Annotated in this window: 17 protein-coding genes; all 17 read right to left on the minus strand. The window is 33.7% G+C overall.

The features are described from left to right. From FRX97_RS05175 to FRX97_RS05255, 17 genes are read right to left on the minus strand one after another with little or no spacing between them, the layout of a single operon-like run. Positions 1-1,077, minus strand: a complete 1,077-nt coding sequence (locus tag FRX97_RS05175) for a glycosyltransferase family 4 protein (RefSeq protein ID WP_147014113.1) — start codon at positions 1,075-1,077, stop codon at positions 1-3. Positions 1,078-1,118: 41 nt separating this feature from the next. Next, positions 1,119-2,441 carry a hypothetical protein gene (locus FRX97_RS05180; protein ID WP_147014116.1) on the minus strand — a complete coding sequence of 441 codons (1,323 nt, stop codon included), beginning with the start codon at positions 2,439-2,441 and terminating at the stop codon, positions 1,119-1,121. After that, positions 2,438-3,439 carry a CgeB family protein gene (locus tag FRX97_RS05185; protein ID WP_147014117.1) on the minus strand — a complete coding sequence of 334 codons (1,002 nt, stop codon included), beginning with the start codon at positions 3,437-3,439 and terminating at the stop codon, positions 2,438-2,440. The genes FRX97_RS05180 and FRX97_RS05185 overlap by 4 nt, the downstream gene beginning before the upstream one ends. After that, positions 3,436-4,563, minus strand: coding sequence for a glycosyltransferase (locus FRX97_RS05190; RefSeq protein WP_170227030.1), 1,128 nt, complete (start codon positions 4,561-4,563; stop codon positions 3,436-3,438). Before FRX97_RS05190 ends, FRX97_RS05185 begins: the two co-directional genes overlap by 4 nt. Next, entirely contained in the window at positions 4,545-5,594 is a 1,050-nt protein-coding gene (locus tag FRX97_RS05195; protein ID WP_147014122.1) for a glycosyltransferase family 4 protein, read from the minus strand. Before FRX97_RS05195 ends, FRX97_RS05190 begins: the two co-directional genes overlap by 19 nt. Positions 5,595-5,596: 2 nt before the next feature. Continuing rightward, positions 5,597-6,721, minus strand: coding sequence for a glycosyltransferase (locus FRX97_RS05200; RefSeq protein ID WP_147014124.1), 1,125 nt, complete (start codon positions 6,719-6,721; stop codon positions 5,597-5,599). Beyond that, positions 6,721-7,728 carry a glycosyltransferase family 2 protein gene (locus FRX97_RS05205; protein WP_147014126.1) on the minus strand — a complete coding sequence of 336 codons (1,008 nt, stop codon included), beginning with the start codon at positions 7,726-7,728 and terminating at the stop codon, positions 6,721-6,723. The genes FRX97_RS05200 and FRX97_RS05205 overlap by 1 nt, the downstream gene beginning before the upstream one ends. After that, the gene (locus tag FRX97_RS05210) at positions 7,721-8,851 is read right to left on the minus strand and encodes a glycosyltransferase family protein (RefSeq protein WP_147014128.1); all 1,131 of its coding nucleotides are present in this window, start codon (positions 8,849-8,851) and stop codon (positions 7,721-7,723) included. The genes FRX97_RS05205 and FRX97_RS05210 overlap by 8 nt, the downstream gene beginning before the upstream one ends. Further along, complete coding sequence (locus FRX97_RS05215) at positions 8,852-9,979, minus strand: glycosyltransferase (RefSeq protein ID WP_147014130.1); 1,128 nt, start codon at positions 9,977-9,979, stop codon at positions 8,852-8,854. Continuing rightward, complete coding sequence (locus FRX97_RS05220; protein WP_147014132.1) at positions 9,946-11,055, minus strand: DegT/DnrJ/EryC1/StrS family aminotransferase; 1,110 nt, start codon at positions 11,053-11,055, stop codon at positions 9,946-9,948. The genes FRX97_RS05215 and FRX97_RS05220 overlap by 34 nt, the downstream gene beginning before the upstream one ends. Then, the gene (locus FRX97_RS05225) at positions 11,052-11,804 is read right to left on the minus strand and encodes a class I SAM-dependent DNA methyltransferase (protein ID WP_147014134.1); all 753 of its coding nucleotides are present in this window, start codon (positions 11,802-11,804) and stop codon (positions 11,052-11,054) included. Before FRX97_RS05225 ends, FRX97_RS05220 begins: the two co-directional genes overlap by 4 nt. Beyond that, positions 11,791-12,231, minus strand: coding sequence for a cupin domain-containing protein (locus FRX97_RS05230; protein WP_147014136.1), 441 nt, complete (start codon positions 12,229-12,231; stop codon positions 11,791-11,793). The genes FRX97_RS05225 and FRX97_RS05230 overlap by 14 nt, the downstream gene beginning before the upstream one ends. 30 nt (positions 12,232-12,261) lie before the next feature. After that, a complete protein-coding gene (locus tag FRX97_RS05235; protein ID WP_147014138.1) occupies positions 12,262-13,209 on the minus strand; it encodes an NAD-dependent epimerase/dehydratase family protein in 948 nt (315 codons plus the stop codon). Further along, positions 13,206-14,186 carry a glycosyltransferase family 2 protein gene (locus FRX97_RS05240; RefSeq protein ID WP_147014140.1) on the minus strand — a complete coding sequence of 327 codons (981 nt, stop codon included), beginning with the start codon at positions 14,184-14,186 and terminating at the stop codon, positions 13,206-13,208. Before FRX97_RS05240 ends, FRX97_RS05235 begins: the two co-directional genes overlap by 4 nt. After that, positions 14,174-14,770 (minus strand): class I SAM-dependent methyltransferase, encoded by a 597-nt coding sequence (locus FRX97_RS05245; RefSeq protein ID WP_147014141.1) that lies wholly within the window; start codon positions 14,768-14,770, stop codon positions 14,174-14,176. Before FRX97_RS05245 ends, FRX97_RS05240 begins: the two co-directional genes overlap by 13 nt. Beyond that, on the minus strand, positions 14,760-15,290 hold the full coding sequence (locus FRX97_RS05250) for an acyltransferase (protein ID WP_223266567.1): 531 nt from the start codon (positions 15,288-15,290) through the stop codon (positions 14,760-14,762). Before FRX97_RS05250 ends, FRX97_RS05245 begins: the two co-directional genes overlap by 11 nt. Then, the gene (locus FRX97_RS05255; protein ID WP_223266568.1) at positions 15,274-16,596 is read right to left on the minus strand and encodes an ABC transporter ATP-binding protein; all 1,323 of its coding nucleotides are present in this window, start codon (positions 16,594-16,596) and stop codon (positions 15,274-15,276) included. The genes FRX97_RS05250 and FRX97_RS05255 overlap by 17 nt, the downstream gene beginning before the upstream one ends. Positions 16,597-16,616 lie beyond the last annotated feature (20 nt).

The raw sequence follows: 16,616 nt of genomic DNA on the forward strand, positions 1-16,616 counted from the left end.
TTAGCTGAAAATTTCCTCTACCTTTTTCGAGAAAACTTCAAATCCAAATTTCCTTATAACTGCCGCCCGTAATGCTTCACCCTTCAATACATGTTCATAATTATTATGAATATGTATAACAGCATTTGCAATTTCATCTACACTTTCTGGATCTACCAACATCCCAAGTTCACCACCAGCTAACGCATCCACACTACCGTCTTTATTCCCAGCAATTACCGGTGTCCCAGAAGCCATGGCCTCTATATAAACAATACCAAAGCCTTCCATTGTTGATGGCATAATAAAAAGGTTGGATTGTGTCATCCATATCCTAAGTTCATCTTCAGAAACGAAACCGGTAAAAGTAACATGATTTTGTACTTGATATTGATTAATAAGGTTATCCAGACGTTGCTTTTCTTGTTCATCATATTTCCCAACCAAAACATAATGTATGTTAGGTATTTTCTTTAAAATGATAGGGAGAGATTTTATAACCCTATCATATCCCTTATACCCCTCGTTGGAACTCATGCGCGCGGTGGTGAGCATGATAAATGAATTTTTGATAGAAGTGTAATGGGACTTCCATTGCTCTAAATTGCTTTGCGACTGGACAACGGGGTAATCATTAACCCCCACTGTATTATGTAATATTTGTATTTTCTCCCTAGGTATTCCAATTCTTTGAAGTCGTTGTGAGCTAAAGGAGCTTACCGTAATGCATTTATCCACACGTTTTAAAAGTTGCTTTTTGAAAAAGCTTAAAGGAAGCCATAATTCTAAGCCATGTATGACCAGGAAATATTTCTTCTTCGGAAAAAATATTGTACTCAATAGAGCTACTGGAGCAAGATTTAAATGCCCTAAAATGATTTTATCCGTTCGTATACATTGCCATAAAAAGCTAATGGCAAAATGTATAATACTACCAGAATATCCTTTGTGATTTTCCCGATATTCAGAGAACGAAGCATCGTGTAAAGCTAAGCTCCTTACTATAAAACGTTTATCTAATGCAGAAATTAAAGAACGGTTGAACTTTTCAATACCGCCATTGCCCGATAATGTATTTAAAGAAGAAAAAATTACCAATTTAAAAGGTGATTAACCACAGAAACCAAATTATAGCAGTTTTAGCGTGACGACATAACATTAGTTCTCTCGGAGAAAGAATTTACTATTCCCAAAAAAATTAAAACAACGACAACTTTAAAAACATGACCAAGGATGGTTTGCAAATCACAATCAGGTCGAACTGCAAATAAAAAAACTAAAAAAACGAAAGGTTTTAGATTTTGATTATTATCCCCCCACGTTGCTAAGAAGGTATTAACCAAACCAAAAAATTTACCATAGAAAAACATAAATATATACCCCCCAAGCATTCCAAAGTTTATATAAGCATCACTCAATGATCCCAATGCCATGCTCGTATTTTTATTTAACATTAACCCACTATATTTTGTAAACACCTCTTGATCACCTGACTTAAGCTTATTAGGAGCCAAAAAACGAGGAAAAATTGCCGCCTCAACTATATCCAGCATATAGGAACCATTTGAGTACGGGATATTTGACGGGACATTACTCATAACATGGGTTAATATATAACCCTGATTAAATCTTGTAATACTAGATCGTAGTAAATTGTCTGTAACAAACTCCTCCGAATTTAGTATAACTTTAGAAAACGTTGATAAATCATTGGATTTACGAAACTCAAGTTTTCCAAGTTGGAGAACTATTACAACACCTATAAAAGCTAAAATTCCTAAAATTTTATATTTCAAGGTAAACTGAAACTTAAAGGCAATAATCAAGCTGACAAAAATAAACCAAATCAACAAATCATGGAACATGCCTGTTTTAAAAGAATTTAATAATGATGAGCCAAATACAAGAAAAAAAACCATAAAAGGAAATCTTCTTCTGCTTAAAATGATCTTTATTAAAAAAACATATTTACAAGCAAATATTAGATAAAATAAAAATGAAATTTCAATTACAAAAATTTGAAAGAATAAATTTAGTAGAACTATTCCTACAATTAGAAATACATCCAAAATTGATGTTTCCAATTTAAATTCTTCTTTTTTTTCCAACAAAAAAGAATTAGATTTCCTAAAACACCCCATTCCCAATGCAAATGCAATCATTGCAGGTAATGTATACGAAAAATATTCTACCTCTGGAATTTGCATCTGATAAATCGCTAATACACCCTTAAACCCCATATAGTACGCGAGCATTGGACCTATCAAAAATTGAATTGTATGGAGCAATAGTATAACATTCAATATTGAAATCCCCTTATTCAGCTCCTTCAACACATTAAATATGGAGATCGAAAAGAATATAACAATAAAACTTCGATAAAACCATACAACATCCCACAAAAACCAAATAAATAAAGGCAATAAATAAAAAAACCAATAATTTACTTTTTGGTTTTTCATAAGATTTTATTTAATATTCCCTGCATTATCTGAGTATATTCGTAATTACCTTCGCTCAATTTATTGTAAGCATTATAGGACATTATCTTTAATCGTTCCGTATTGTCATAAACATCATTCAACTTCTTAATTAGTTCATCAATTGAATCGTAATAAATAACTTCATTATCAGAAAAGATATCTAATAATTCAGATGTTCTTTCAGTGGCTAAAACAGTACCACAGGCTGGGATCTCAAAACTTCTAGTGGTGTGCTCCTCAGGTATTATTTTGGACAGAAAGCCCATCGCGATTCGAGCTTTACCTATTTCCTTTGAGTATTCTTCAGCAAAAACACCTTGACCTAAATAACAAAGATTGGGAACATTATGCTTCCTACAAAATCTTCTCCAATTGATTCCTGCAATTTTCACCGGGTATCCAGCCTCCAGTAATTTCTTTATTACAACGCCTCGATTACTCTCGTAATGACCAATAAAAACTATACCCTCTTTAGATACATTCTTTCTAACAACGTGTACATTCCGATCATAACCCTGTGTCGTTAGTATTATTTTTTTTGCTTGATATCTTTTATAAAGATCAACTTCGAACCTTTTTGTAGTGATCAAGTAGTCATAAAATTTAACACTCTTATTAAATAATCTTGATTGATGATACATAAAGGCTGGATCCGGTGTAAAATGAACCAATAAATTACAACAACTCTTAAGCTCCTTAACAATTTTCGGTTTCAAAAATACACCCTTATCCACCCATATCAAGTCATAAGACCTGTTCTTTATATTTTCAAAAATTAGTTTGTTAATATTCCAGATTAACGGACCAATCTTAAAGCGCCATCCAACCGTTCTGAAAAATCTATTTTCAGCATGACATAACTTGCTTATATCAATAATTTCAAAACATCTTACAGGGTGCAGCAACTTTCGTAAAATTTCCCCTCTCATTCGAGCCGTTTCTCCATGTGCATATTGGCCTATATATAAAACTTTCACAGACTATTATACATTTTTAAATAAGCTTTTAAAGATTGAGATAGAGAAAATGATGCCAAGTCCGCATTTTCGATGTTGTAGGAGAACGTAGTATGTAGCATCTCAATTAAATGGTCAGCCCAATTCTCATTTGGCAATTCACTATCCAAAAAACGAATCATACTTCCTGGAAGAGTTACTTCATGGCTTACACCGTCACTAGTTAATACTCGGGCTCCATTCATTTGTGCTTCTACCACTGTAAGTCCAAGACCTTCCACTGGGTGTTTAACTCGCGGAAATAAAAAAATATCACTTCCCTGGTAAAACAAACTTACTTCTCTGGTGAATCCTACATTAATTAATTCTTTTTGAAGATTCAATATTTTAGCTAATCGCTTTAACTCAGGTTTAAGATTGCCCTCACCCAATAAAATTCCTTTAAACTTTATTCCTTGAGATTTCAGCACAGCCAAAATTTGCAGAAACTTAATTGGGTTTTTTACCGGGTTAAGCCTTCCTACGAAAAGAATTACAAATTCATCTCTCTTTACGCCAAATTTACTTTTAAGAATTTTCTTTGCATCCTTTATTTCGCGAGGTTGCTGCACACCATAATACAACACTTTATATGAATTGGGTACAAAGGATTTTTCGAAAAAATAATCACGAACAACATTCGAAATAAAAATTATTTCATCTACGCAACACTTTAAAGCGAACTCTGAAATCCAAAAAGAGATTCTTTTTTTATGCCCAGGCCGTATTGGTAAATCCCTATCTGTATTATGAACTTGAACAATTTTTTTTATTGGAGCTCCAAGTAACCCTATCATGTACAACCCAGATAAATAATCATGGTGAGCGTGAACAATATCTGGTTTTGTCCTTGAAACAACTGACCGTAAAAATATCCAAAACGATATTATCTTAGATACTTTAACTGGAGACTCCCAAACAGTAGCCCCCTTCTCTCTTAACAGCTTTAATTTGGCTTCATCAGAATTCCCGTAACACAAGAAAATCCAATTAATACTGTCCTCCTTTTCCTTTGAGTACAGGAAAGTTCTTAACAACCAATTTTCAACTGCTCCCTTATCAAAGCCCTCAACTACATGTAAGACAGTTAATTTACCTTGAGACAAGTTTGAAACCAATTAGAGTATGCTTTAAGTGAATTATTTCTAACTAACCAGGCTTTCCCATTTGACTGTAATTGCCATAAATCCTTTTCAGGCAAGCTTTTAAGATAATCTATAGCATTATCGATTCCATCACTCGAAAAATCACTGAACGCAATTCCAGCACCTGCATCACGTACTAGCTCAAAGGCGCCTCCTGAAAGCTCATATACCAAAGGTATGGCATTACTTGACCAAGCTTCCATTATAATCCTACCCATTGGTTCAATCCTACTCGGTACTATTAAAATATCTCCAGCTGAAATATTCTTTTCAACATTTGGTACATACCCATGATAATTAATGAAAGAATATTCTTCATTTAATTCTGTCAAAACTTCCTTAAAATGATATTCCCCATCACCATAAACATGAACTTCTAGATCAAACCTGGAGTTCTTTATCCAGTTAATCAATAAATCTACTCCCTTTACTTTAGTAAGCCTACCAATAAAAACAACTTTACCACTTAATTTACAGGCCGGGATAATATCCACATTTAAATTGACGTTTACATAATCATATTTCCAGAAAATAATTTCTTCATTATATATTCCTCCAGTATTTAAAGCTTCTTTATACATCCAATATGAATTAGTTAAGAATTTGGTTTTATTTCTAAATGATTGCCAAATTCTCCTGTCATTACAGTATTCAATATCCTCCAAAATTCTCAGAAAAATTAATGTATCGCGGTCCATAAACCTTCTAAGAAAAGACCAATATTTGTGTGCACCAGCCTGATTTACACACACCAAATCAACATTACCTAATGTTAAAACCAAGCTTAATCTAACTAAATTGAACGCTTGCAAAAACTTCGATACTATTGGATATTTGGTATATTTAGTTTGCAACAAATAAAATATTTTCGCTTGAAATTCGCTGCGATCCAACGACAAAATTAAATCAGACAATGATTTTTCGCTACCATAGCCCAAATTGCTTCCTTCGATAAATAAAATATGCCTATTCCTACTATTTATTTTAGACATACCTAACTCCCAGATACAATATTGAAATAATCAGCGATTTTACCCTCAATATCCAAATTATTTATTATCCATTTCTTTCCGGTGTCTATAATATCCATATAACTCTTATAATCAAGACCTTCTATCATTGAAATTTTATTTGTTAGTGAAACCGAATTTTCCCGTTCAAAAACCAATTTATCCAAATTCATTGCTTTAATAATCTCCAATGCCCCAGTATCATAAGAAGACACGAGGGGAATTGTATTATTCATAAATGATTCTATGATAACCCTTCCCATTGGTTCAAAGGAAGAAGCTAAAATCATTGCCCTACTCCCCGAAATTATATCTTTTGGATCTTTAACATACCCTTTAAAAAAGATTAGTTTATTAAGTTTCAATTCCAAAATTTTACTTTTTAAGCTTTCAAGGTATTTTACGTCATAATCACTAACTACATCCCCATAGAATTCGAGCTTTGCATTAGCCACAGAGCCAACCACCTTTGGCCATGACTTAATTATGAACATCAAATTCTTCTCAGAAGCTATCCTACCGAGAACAACAAAATTTGACTTATTTTGAAACTCACTCCTTGAAATGTTTTCCAATTTCAGCTTAAAAGGATTATACAATACCCTAAAATTAGATTCATAATCAGGTAACACCTCAATTAAATCTCTCTTTTGTTTTTGACTTACACATATTATTGAACCAATTCGATTTAGCTTAGCCCCATATTTCACATAAATCTTATGATCATCATAATAACGACTGTAGCAAACGAGAGAAATATTAGGTAAAAATTTTTTCACAAATAGACCGTAGGCTAGACCACCGGTTTGGTTAACATGAAGAACATCAATATTTCTAGAAAAACAAAACCATAATAATTTTAGAGCATGTAAAAAGATTCTTAATTTACTTCTTTTGTGAAGATCAACTTTATGCCATGTATAAAATTTAATTTTATTATCCTTTAATAACTCATTAATACCAGAATCTTTCGGGGTATAGCATACAGTGTTGATTTTATTAAAAAACTTTTCGTTTGTTGAGATTTCTTTAATCAATTCAATCATCGATCTCTCGGAGCCAAAAGTATTACCAATCGGTTCAAAAAAACATAAATTAATTTTTCCCATTATTTTGAAAGATAATTTTTAATTATACATTTCAACCTACTTGATGGTAATGCTAAAGTACCCACGTATAGCAATACAGCCTTTAATCTCAAATTGCCTGTGACCTTAGTTTTCAAAAGTTCCTGAAGAACCTTGACTGACTTGTGACGCAGACCATGAAAAACTGAACTTAAGAAAAGGTTAATATAAAACTCATATAGACATCGTTGCACATTAAAAGAAAACTTAAATCCCCCTGCTTTTAACGAATTTTGCACTTCTTTAAGTGACTCCAGACCCAAATCAATTCCGTCTGGTTTATTATAAAAGTCTGAAATTCTTCCATCATTGTGTTGACGAAAGAAATACATTCCACAATTAACTTTTGCAAGGAAATCAACTTCATTCATAATCCTAACCTGATAATCCAAATCCTGCCATCTTTTAAGGTTTTCATTCCATGGACCAACTTTGGCTAAAATTCTACGCCTAAAAAGAGCTGCCGATGGTATAAATTCCGGTTCGAAAGGGTTGGTTAAATTTTTCTTTAAAATAGAATATTGCAAGTCATTTTCACTTATCGATAGTTTCGGACAATCGTCACCATCAAACCTCTCTATAGGCGCCCAGACACAGTCTACACTTTTATTATTCTTCAGGATTTCAATTGAATACTCAACTTTATTAATACTTATCAAATCGTCACCGCCTACTTCCTGAATGAACTCTCCTATGCTATTTATAAAAGCCTCATTTCTTGAATACGGCGCCCCCCTATTTTGACGTGATATGAATTTTACTTTAAATTCACTATTATCTATTTTTAAGGAATCGATCCATTTCTGGATTTCGATTTTTGATCTATCGGTTGAGCCATCATCCACAACAATTAGTTCCAAAGGACGATAAGTCTGATTATAAATTGAGTTTAAACAGTCAAGAACATACTTTTCTTTATTATATACCGTAACTATTACACTACAAATCGAATTAGAACAATTCTGTTTAAAGGATTCTACTTTATCCATTCAACAAACAATTATAAAGTGCATTAAAGTATCTTTCAGACTTGTAGTGTATATTGAATAACTTCATTGCATTTTCAGAATAAAATTCATAATTAGATTTGATTTTATCAAGAACTGCAGGAAGGTCGGTACCATCGGAATACTCACCTGCAGCATTTTTCTTAATCAAATCATACGAATCATTATCATTATTATAGATTAAAGGAATACCCAATCTTAGATAACGAGCAATTTTTTCTGAAGAAGATCCAGTTAATGAGTCATTAATAGAATCACTATCATACCAAACTAATCCGACCCTTCCTTTATTAACGACACTATCAAGATCCATGGTGATTTCGTTACTAACGGTTATGTTTTCAGCATAAGGAAGCCAAGATTTTTTATACCCTGGCTGACATGGACCATGTAAGAGAATTGATATTTGACTATCCATCCGAGATACAATATCTTTTAGAAAATCCAACCCTCTTTCCCTTCTAACCACACCGAAATATATTAGATCATAAATTTTTGAATTATTAAAAGAGCTTTGTTTCAAATCATAACCATGACCTACCACAGATACGGGGAAATCAACATGACTTCCATGAAATTTCATGATTTTAGTAAAAACTCTCCTTCTCGCCTCATCCTGTATAAGTAAATAATTAATCTTACAAAGCGCTTTTTTTTCAGACCTAAAAAATGAGTTTAGATATGGTTGGTGTTTAAATATATCTGATTTTGGATTCAAATAAAGTTCTAGTGACCAATAAAATAATTTAGCCTTTCGATGAAAAATGTTTGGAAGTGCCTCAAACAATCCAATACCACCTTTGTCAATTAATAGAATTCCATCATATTTATCTGATTTATATAGTGTCCAACTAATTTCACACAAAATATCGAACCTAAACCATGGATAATATTGGGGGCAGACCTTGTTGAAAACTTTCTTAATAATACCCGTGGAGGCAGAAGAGTATTGCTTTAAGTTAATTTCTTGGTCAATTTTATGGTAAGTGAAATTTACATTGTAGGTAATGATGTCAACAGTAACATCTTTTTTACGTAAAAATCTTATTAAATCAGTGGCTTGAAAATACCAACCTCCATAACTACTAAGAACCAAAAAACGCATTTACTCCCGGTAAAAATCAATCAGCATGTTAGCACTTGATGATGGATGAAATTTACTTTTATCAATGGATGCGTAGTCTACTTCCTTCATGATCATTTCTATCCCTTTAATAGCCCATTCCTCTACAGAATTTTCTAGGCTCAAACTCTCTACATTATTGGAAATAATTACCTCATCCGGAACATCGGTACTTTTGAGAACTTTCATTCCAACACATTGCGCTTCTACCGCTACTAATCCTAACCCTTCATGGCGTGATGGAAACAACAAAAGGTCACATTGGGAAAAATATTTTATTACGTCAAATTCTTCCCCGATAAATTTGACATTTGAAGCAAACGCTTCATTTTGTATTTTAGATCTAACCCTTTGTATTCGCTCCAATGGCCCTCCAATCATAATTAGGGAGCATGTTTTATCAATTTCATAAATTCGTTTAAATACATTAACAGCAAACCAATGATTTTTATGATTAAAATAACCTCCATATCGATCTTCCGCATCGAAACGACCACAAAATAAGATATTTCTACTTTTATTTTGATTCTTATCTATTCCAAAAAAATCTTTCCGAATCCCACAATAAACAACTCTAGCATTTCGGTAATTATCCAAACCGAATTCTTTTAAACTTTTCAAAGACGTAGAAGCGACCTTTATATTTAAAAATTTACAAATGATTTTACTCACCAACCATGTTAATTTCTTTTGGGGGGTTTTCCAATTATAGACTTGAACAGCTCTATATGAAGAATGTATATGTATGATTAATTTTTTACGAAGAAAACCAATTATTAGGGATGGAATAAACTTTATTAAACCAGCGAAATCTCCATGATCATGTAATAAATCTATTTCCTCCTCACGTATCAATTTATTTAGTTCGACGGTAAACTTTCCTATCTTCTTAAATGAATAAGGAATAGAAAAAACCTGTACCCCATAATTTTTTAAGACATTAATACCTTTGTCATCATAAGGACCGGTTAATAATACTTTTAAAATTACCCCTTCTTTTCTTAAATAATCCTTAACTGAAAGAAGCCAAGTTTCTACTCCCCCATGGCTAAAACTTGAGAATACCCAAAGAACGGTCATTGGTTGATCAAATTTCTGAATGCTTGGCATACTGATTGGATCTCAGTTTCATTAAGACCCAAGCCAGATGGTAAATAGAATCCACACCTTGATAGTCGTTCAGCAATAGGGTAATGTTCACCCAAGAATAAACCTAATTCGTTAAAAACTGGTTGTTCGTGCATACTCCAGAAAAATGGCCTTGTTCCTATTCCATGTTTACCTAGCTCTTCTTGGACATAAATCGCTTTTTCCTCATCATCAAGAACAATTCCAAAGACCCAATAATTATTAACAGAAAAATTTGTTTTTTCGAGTGGTAATTGAACCCCTGGAATTCCTTTTAATTGCTCGGTATACAATTTACCAATTAATTTCTTTTTACGAATATGTTCCTCTATATTTTCCAATTGAGCACAACCGATTGCTGCTTGCAAATTTGTCATCCTATAATTCCAACCAAAACTATAATGTACAAATCTTCTCTTAGAAGGTTTAAAACTCAGATTTCTTAACTCACGAGCTTTTTCCGCAAGTTTCACATCACGGGTTAATACAATTCCTCCCTCGCCAGTTGTAATTGTTTTATTGGGATAAAAACTAAAAGTGCTTATATCCCCATAACTGCCAACCTTTTTACCGAAAACCTCTTGACCATGAGCCTCAGCAGCGTCTTCAATTAATATTATTCCTTTTTTATCGCAAATTTCCCTCAGCCTTTTTAAATTGCTAGTTAATCCATAAATATGTACTGCAATAATCGCTTTAGTTTTAGGGGTTATTTTACTTTCAACTTCATCTAAAGCCATGTTCCAGGTATCATTATCCATATCCACTAAAACTATCTTTGCTCCTGTTCTTAAAACCGAAAAAGCTGGTGAGATAATGGTAAATGTTGGCATTATTACCTCATCACCCTCATTCAGTCCAATGGCCTCCAAAGCAATATCTAATGCAGCAGAGCCATTACTAACAGCGACACCATGGTCCATGCCAATGTAGGAGGCAAATTCCCTTTCAAACCGAGTCACATAGCTACCTTCACTAGAAATCCATCCGGACCTTATACAGTCAACAAGATATTTTTCTTCATTTCCATTAAAAACCGGTGTATTTACAGGTATCATAACTCTTTAATTTTACGTAAAATATAGGTTGCACTAAACGTATCTTGTGACAGAGGAGCTCCAGAAATCATATCACAACTTTTTATCACCTCAAAACCCGTTTTCCAACAGAACAACTCTATCTCTGGAGGCGAGTAATGTCTCATACGATGCAATTCAGAAAATTCTATACATTCATAATTATCATGGATAATAAAATCAAATTGAACATCGACAGTATTACTAATTACATCTAATTTTGGTTTTGTAATCCTTACCACCTTCTTTAATCCCATCTTTTCCCGACGAACCTTTACTTGAGGGGGTTGGTTATATACAGTAGCAGTGTTCCAGACGTCAAAAATAAAAAGTCCACCCACCGATAAATGGTTATTTACATTTGTAAAAGCTGTTAACACCTGATCATTTGTGTTTAAATAACTAAATACGTGAAATAAGGCTATTGCCGAACCAAACGTAAGTCCTAAATTAAATGAACAAACATCCGCCTCTAATGCTTTAAAATTCGGAATATTTTTCTCGTTAGCGACTTTCACCATGCTGTCACTTCTATCAACACCGGTTATGCTTTCAAAAAACGATGCCAAATATCTTGCATGATTACCACTCCCACATCCTATATCTAATAGTGAATCAAAATTTCCATTTAAATGTGAATTAATAACATCCACAACGAAATTAACTTCTTCTCTATATGATTTATTATCATAAAATAAATCATAATATTGAGAATATTTATCGAATGTCATCTTTTATTATTATTTCCTTCTCGCTTATACTATTGAACCTAATTTTGTCCTCCTCGCCACAATACGGTCCCTGTTTAACTTCAATAATCTCAGCATCCTCTAATATTTTAAATCCATGCCCCCCATCAGAAAGCAATACAACATCTCCTGCATTTAAAATCTTAGAACATACATACTGTTGATTGTCACAATAAAAATCAACACGGACCTTACCACTTTTTATTAACAAAACCTCTTGCGTAAGGTGAACTTCTCTTTTTACCAAATTATGCCTATGTGGAACAATTTCATAACCCTCTGGTCGAGACATGTAACCTAGTTGTTGTGAATCAGATTCTTTTGTGAAAAATCTTATACCAGACTCTTTATGATTACTTCTAATTATAATTCCTAAATTTAATTCTTGGTACCGGACATACTCTACCATAATCACTTAAATTTTAATTTCATTTACCAATTAAACAACACCCACCTTAGACATCCATTTATACTGTTCCTTGATTCCGTCCTCGATTGATACCACTGGAGCATAGTTCAACATTTTTTTTGCCGCATCAATCGACGCCAAAGTGTGAGGAACATCTCCATGCTGCATTTCCATATACCTAATTTTCGGTGTTTTCCCAACCACTTTTCCGATTGTATCTACCAATAAATTCAGACTAACCGGAACACTATTTCCCAAATTATAAGTTTGCTTCTCCGCAACATTTACGCTTATAGCAGATAGTATTCCATTTAGAATATCCTCCACAAAAGTATAATCCCGAGTTGCCGTTCCATCTCCAAAGATTATGATTTCCTCCCCTCGATGGATTCTTTGAATAAACTTAAAAATAGCTAAATCTGGTCTTTGACGCGGACCATAAACAGTAAAAAACCTTAATAAGGTCGAAACCACACCGTAATTAAAATTATAAGACTGACATAAATTTTCTCCAGCTATTTTAGAAATAGCATAAGGACTTATTGGCACATTTGTACAATCTTCTTTCCAAGGAGTATCACCATTAATACCATAAACACTGCTAGACGATCCAAATACAACTTTTGCATTTTTAACCTTTGCTAATTTCAATACATTTTCAGTCCCATTGATGTTAACATCGTAGTAAACACTTGGGCTTTTTAAACTCGGACCTACACCGGCCAAAGCTGCCAAATGCACAATTACCCCAAATTCTTCATTTTGAAGTTCATCTAAACTCTGTAATCTCCTTATATCACCCACAACTATATCACCTTGCGGATGTGCTTTTATTTTTTTTAAGTTTTCTATTTTCCTTTTTCTACTGTAAAAATCATCAAAATTATCAACAACAATTACTGATCTTCCTGAGTCCAAAAGTTTTTCGCAAAGCTGACTACCAATAAAACCTGCGCCACCCGTAACAACAATCTTCATTCCAAATAATTACTTTTTCTAACCCAATTCCTAACCTCAACATTGGTTGCATATTGATGAACTAAGTATTTATATCCTTCGTTATAACTTTTCAACAACTGTTTATCCATATCTGTTAACGAGCCTATTCGTAGGAAGTGAACAACCTTTTTTATAGGTTTAATTAAAGACTGCAAAAAACTATCCTTGGAAATTTTATTTTCCGATCTTAATTTTGTGTAAGCATCCGAAACTCCTTGGCAATAACTCCTTTTAAAAAAATAATTTTTACTAAGTCTATCCTTTGTAACCAGATGCCAAACACTTGCCATGGGGTGATATAAACATTTATAATCACTCTTTTTAACATAATTACTCACATAGGACTCACCATCTCCTCTATACTTTATTAATTCAAAAGGAAAACCGTCTGGGTGAAACCCCTCAGTTTCCAATAAAATTTTCTTTCTAATGGAATAATTACAACCAAAAACCAGATTTGGTGATATATACTTCTTACTTTCACCAAGATCCAATAAACTCAATTCACTTAAAACCCTACCATCAGCGTTAGGCTGATTCCACTTTTCATGTATCCAAAATGGTACTTCACCCAAAAATTTGGGCAAGTTTTTTCCACCAATTAATCCAATATTGGAGTCATTTTCAAATTCATTATAAATGGTTTCCAACCACCTAGAAAAGGCTTCTATATCATCATCAGCAAATACCAAATAATCACCTTTTGAATTCATTAGTCCAGCATGTCTACCAACATGTAAACCTATCTTATCTGTGTATATATACTTAAAATAACTAAATGAGCTTTTATATTCTTCACAAATACTTTTTGTATTATCTTTTGAATCATTATCACATACTATAACCTCATAAAACTGTTTATCCAGACTTTGTCTAGCTATCGACTCTAGCGTTCCTCTCAAAAGCTCTGCCCTATTTCTAGTGGGAATAATAACTGATACCTTTAATTTTTCCATGCCCAAAACATATTCGTTAGATGTTTGTGATTATAGGTCAAATGCGTAACCTCCTCGTTCACAACCCTTTGCACACCTTTCGCCCACCCAAAGTCATGAAAACAAATAATGCCACCTGGCTTTAATTTTGGAAACCATAGGTCAAAATCTTTCTTTACTCCTTCGTAGCTATGATCTCCGTCTACAAATAAAAAATCGATTTCACCCTCAAAATTCATTGCCACATCATGGCTATAGCCTTGGCACAAATTAATTTTTCTTCTTACACTAACTACATTTTTTTTAAACTCCGCAAGCGAACTCCAATTTCCTTCTGACATAGCGTCATTTTCCCAAGTGTCCACGCAATTCAATTTACTTCCTTTTTTAAGCCCTTTACATATAAACAAACTACTAGCACCAATATAAGATCCAATTTCAACTGAAATCGCACCCTTTGGTAAAGATTTTGCTAATCTCAACAATACAATAAGTTCTGTTGCAGTTGTATATGTTGGTATATTAAAAGTCCAAATACCATTAAATTTTGCATAAAGGTTTTGCTTTAAACTAAATTTGGGAATGGGTGCTTTACTACTTTCCATCTCTTACTTTTATCACTTTAGCTGGTACCCCACCAATCACTCTATTACTTTCAAAAGATTTAGTTACAACGGAACCTGCAGCAACCACCACACCATTTCCTATGTTAACTCCATCTAAAATTCTTGCTCCTGCCGCAATCCAGACATCACTTCCTATAACAATCCCTTTTCTGCTTTCCTTTTGGTGCATTATTGAAATTTCTAAATCCTTATAACTATGATTAGCTGGTATAATTACAGTTTGGGTTGCAACTCTTACCTTATTTCCCACCTCTAGTCCTCCGTGGCCGTATATTACGCAAAATGGATTGAAAGAACAGTAATCACCAATTGATATATCTCCCCCAAAGGTTATAAATTTAGTATAATCACCCAATTCAATGTTTTCACCAAATACAATCTTTCCACCATATTTTGTATTTATTTCTACACCTTTTCCGATTTTAAAATTGCCCTTGAAATAGATATTTCTTCTTTCAAACCGCCACCTTACCAGTTCCCTTTTAACAAACCGATACAAACCCCTCAACATACATTACTCCTTGTTTGGAATTAAATCCTTTACCACTTTTGTAGACATCACTACCAACAACTTCAAACGCCAAAACCTGTTCAATAAAATCAACGTATTGATTATCACTCACCATAGAAACCGATACGTAAAATCGACCAGAATTAAAATTGGGCTTATTCAATTTAAATACAGCTGTCCCCTTTCCTATTTCATAGGTATATAGTTGACCTGATATTTCATTATTTAATGAGGTTACCCTTACTCCAGATTCATTTTCAATTCCAAATCCAAATAATAAGTTTTTTTTAGCGACCTCACATTCAAATTCAAACTTGATTAAAAATGAATCTCCCATTTTAACCTCGGAGATAATTTCTCCTATTTCATTCTCCAACCAGACTTCCTTTATAGCAAATTCATTACCAGCTGACCTAATTGCCTTTCGAGCATCAACTATGTTTTTATTATTCTTAAGATTGGTATTTGTTGTTAAATATTTTTCCACTGCCTTATTGACTTCCCCATAAAAATCGACTTTTCCCGACTCGAGCAAAATACATTTATGGCAAATACTTTGAATACTGACCATATTATGACTAACAAACAATACCGTTCTTGCACCACCGGCAGAAATATCCTGCATCTTCCCAATCGCCTTTTTCTGGAACTCAGCATCTCCTACCGCCAGAACCTCATCGACTATGAGTATTTCTGGTTCCAAAAAAGCAGCCACAGCAAATCCCAAACGTACTTTCATACCAGAGCTATACCGCTTCACAGGGGTGTCTGCATATTTTGCACAGCCTGCAAAGTCCATGATTTCATCGAACTTGCCGTCTATTTCCTTTTTGGTCATGCCTAAAATGGTGCCGTTGAGATAGACGTTTTCACGCCCTGTCATTTCCGGGTGCATCCCGGTACCTACCTCTAATAATGAAGCTATTCTTCCTTTGGCCTTAACAGATCCTGTGGTTGGTGAAGTAATTTGGGAAATAACCTTAAGAAGAGTTGATTTTCCAGCACCATTTTTTCCAATTATTCCTAGTACCTCTCCTTTTTTTACCTCAAAATTGATGTTATCAAGAACTTTCACGTACTCGTTGGTACCATCCTTTTGAGAACGATCGTTCGCTACGCCTACGGTTGCAAAAGGATCTTCTTTACCGCGCATTTTTGCCCACCAGCGGTTAAGGTCGTGGGAAATGGTACCAGTTCCAATCTGGCCGAGGCGGTAGGTTTTGCTTAAACCTTCGACTTTTAGGACTGTTTCGCGGGTATCAGGATTTTGTTCTTTGATTTGGGTCTTATCCAAGTTTATTTGTTGAATTGAGA

The sequence above is a fragment of the Luteibaculum oceani genome (assembly GCF_007995015.1).
In the GTDB taxonomy this organism is placed as follows: Bacteria; Bacteroidota; Bacteroidia; order Flavobacteriales_D; family Luteibaculaceae; genus Luteibaculum; species Luteibaculum oceani.